The 3212-nt window shown below is 42.9% G+C and carries 2 protein-coding genes; both read left to right on the top strand.

The window, feature by feature from the left end:
- The first annotated feature begins 187 nt into the window (after positions 1-187).
- A complete protein-coding gene (locus L1D50_RS22295) occupies positions 188-2431 on the top strand; it encodes a TonB-dependent receptor (protein ID WP_239966865.1) in 2244 nt (747 codons plus the stop codon).
- 305 nt (positions 2432-2736) lie between these two features.
- Positions 2737-3141: a PaaI family thioesterase gene (locus L1D50_RS22300; protein WP_235956557.1), complete on the top strand. Its 405-nt coding sequence runs from the start codon at positions 2737-2739 to the stop codon at positions 3139-3141.
- Positions 3142-3212 lie beyond the last annotated feature (71 nt).

A 3212-nucleotide genomic window follows, 5' to 3' on the forward strand; every position in this document is an offset into this window, starting at 1 on the left:
CTATAATACCCCTCCAGAGGAAAGAGATGCGCCTAGTGCATCTTTTTTTATGCCCAAAATTTGTAGCGTTCAGTCTATTTAGATTTGACGGATTACAGGGCTAGAAGTAATAACACTGAGCTTGTTGCTTCTCTAGTTTGTGACCTCTCGCGACTAGTACACACACGGTGATTCCTTTGGAGATTATATGATTACAGTTTTACCTCGCCTTGGTTTATCTGCGATTTCAGCTGCAGTGTTAGCAGCAGTAGCCCTTCCTAGTACAGCATTGGCTGAACAAGCTAATGTAGAGCAAGAAAAACAAGTTTTTGAAAAAATAGAAGTGACTGCTCGTAAACGTACAGAAAGCTTGTTCGAAACGCCTACCGCAATTACTTCTATCGGTGCTAGTGATATTGATAAAGCCAATATCAGCAATCTAGACGATATTGGTAAGTTCGTTCCAAACTTAAATATTACTCGCTATGGTGTAGGTAACGCTGCACATGCTTCTGTATTTATCCGCGGTATTGGTCTGCAAGACCATGTGATCACAACAGACCCTGGTGTTGGTGTGTACGTTGATGGTGTATATCTTGGCCGTCAGATGGGTTCTAACCTTTCATTGCCAAATGTTGAACGCGTAGAAGTACTACGTGGTCCACAAGGTACACTGTACGGTCGTAACACATTAGGTGGTGCAGTAAATGTAATCACTAAACAACCTGGCGCTGAAGAAGTTGCACGCGTTGAAGCTAAAATAGGTTCTCGCGGTCGTTTAGCGACTGATCTATATACAAGTCAAACTTTAACAGACACACTAAGCTTTTCTGCAAGTGCTTCTTATAAAGAGCGCGATGGTGTAGGCAAAGCAATTAACTTAGCAAATCCTGAAAAAGAAATCGGCGAAGAACAAGAGTTTAGTGGTCGCTTAGCACTTAGATGGCAAGCGACGAATGATTTAGTTGTCACCGCTGCATTTGACGGCGTTGAGAACGAGTCTGGTCAATCGCCGTATACTATCGAATTAACAGATCCGCTTGACTCAAATGATCCTTTCAATGGTGACTTCCCATTGCTAGATGAGTCTATGCTGCCAAACAATCCTGATGATTTGGCAACAACGGTTGCTGGCATTGAAAGCACTGATTATTCTGGTTGGGGCGGCTCCGTGACTGCCGATTGGCAAGCAAGTGATGTTTACTCTGTTAAATTTATCGCAAGTAAGCGTAGCTCTGAATATACCGGCGGCCTAGATGACGATGCGGTAGCACTTAATCTATCAGAATTCCCAGAAGAGGGCGGTGCAGATCAGTACTCATTTGAACTACAGCTAAATGGTACTTATGACTCTTGGGATTTTGTATCGGGTCTTTATTACTTTAACGAAGATGGCTTTACCAGCTCTGGTCCGTTTGTATTTAGCCCATGGAACACGCCAAATGGATTATTGAATGATGGTCAGACGGCTTCTTTTGGCGGCTACGGTTACTTTGACATCAACCAAGAAACCGATGCCTATGCGGCATATATCAATGCAAGCTTTGACGTGACTGATTTACTCAGCATTGGTGGTGGTTTACGTTACTCTGAAGACAAAAAAGAGGCAAACGCGCTATTCCCAAGCTTTGGTGCTCGTAAATACGTTAGCGCAGACTTTGACGAAGTGACGTGGGATGTGAATGCGTCATACCAGCTAACTCGTGACATCAATGTCTACGCACAGGTTCAAAAAGGATACCAAAGTGGCGGCTTCCCACCTCGCCCATTTGGTGGCCCAGATCAATTCGCTGCGTTTGATGAAACTAAAGCAATTAACTACGAAATTGGTTTCAAAGGCCAAGTGCATGAAAACGTATCTATGATGGTTGCTGCATTTGTAACGGATTACACTGATCTGGCGTTACCTTTCAACGACCCGACAGCTGGCGGTGGTTTCGTCACTATCGTGGAAAATGCGGGTGAGTCGAAAGCACAAGGTATTGAACTTGAAACGACAGTCGCAATTACTGATGATTTCTCAGTACGCAGCTCAATCGGTTACCTTGACTCTGAAATTACCCATGTTGATGAAGGTGTTATTGGTATTGGTAAAGGCGATGCGCCAGCACTTACGCCAAGATGGACTGTGATGGTGGCACCATCTTACTTCCATGACTTAGAGCATGGTGCAACGATTGCAGTTAACGCAAGCTACTCGTACCGCTCAGACATGCAAGGTCAGTCTGTAACACGTGCAAGCGAGCATATTGATTCTCGCGAATTGTTAGGCTTTAACATCTCATACACCAACGCTGAAGGCGATATGGAAGTAACGTTATACGGTGAAAACGTGCTTAATGAAGTGTACGATGTAGGTCGTCTACAGCAAAGTGGCTTTGTTGGTGTCATGCGCAGCAATGACCGCAGTGAGTTTGGTATTAAGTTCAAAAAAGAGTTCTGGTTAGATTAATCCAGCCCTAGTTTGAATATAGAAAAAGCCGCTTAGTTTCTTACTACGCGGCTTTTTTGTTTTAAATGTCTCGTCCTAAATTATGTTGAAACATTTCAATCTCATTCAGCATACACAAAGTAATGGATATAACTGCTTGTTTACATTGTGATTAATCTATGGGAATCTAATTGTAGATAATATCTCTAGTCCAGCTTTTATTCGTGTTGAGCTAATCATATCGCTGTAACTCGTTTACCCATAAACGTGAACACCATTCGCGATGTAGAGTCTATTTGAGCGTAAATATTACTAAGGAGAAGAAGTTGAGCAATACTATGTTAGAGGAAGGAAAGGAGATCCTAGCACAGCAGTCTTTTAGTTTGTTGTTGGGCGCTGAGTTGGAGATGTTTGAGGTTGGCGCTGCTGAGTTAAGTCTCGCTATTCGAGATGATCTTAAACAAAACTATGGTTTTGCACATGGCGGCGTGGTTAGCTATCTAGCTGATAATTGTATTACGTTTGCTGGCGCATCCGTGCTGGGCAGCTGTGTTACCTCAGAATATAAAGTGAACTATGTTAGGCCTGCTATTGGCGATAAGCTAATTGCGAAGTCAACTGTTTTGTATTCGGGTAAACGTCAGGCGACATGCGAATGTAAGGTGTATGCGAAAAGCGGAAACGAAGAGAAGTTAGTGGCAGTTTCTCTTGGCACAATCATCAAAGTTTAAATTAGTTAACCTCAAAGATGAAAGTTGGTCGCTTATTTTTTGTTACTTAGAAGTCAGGTCCTATTAAACCC

The organism is Pseudoalteromonas sp. Isolate6 (genome assembly GCF_022398435.1).
Lineage (GTDB): Bacteria > Pseudomonadota > Gammaproteobacteria > Enterobacterales > Alteromonadaceae > Pseudoalteromonas > Pseudoalteromonas galatheae.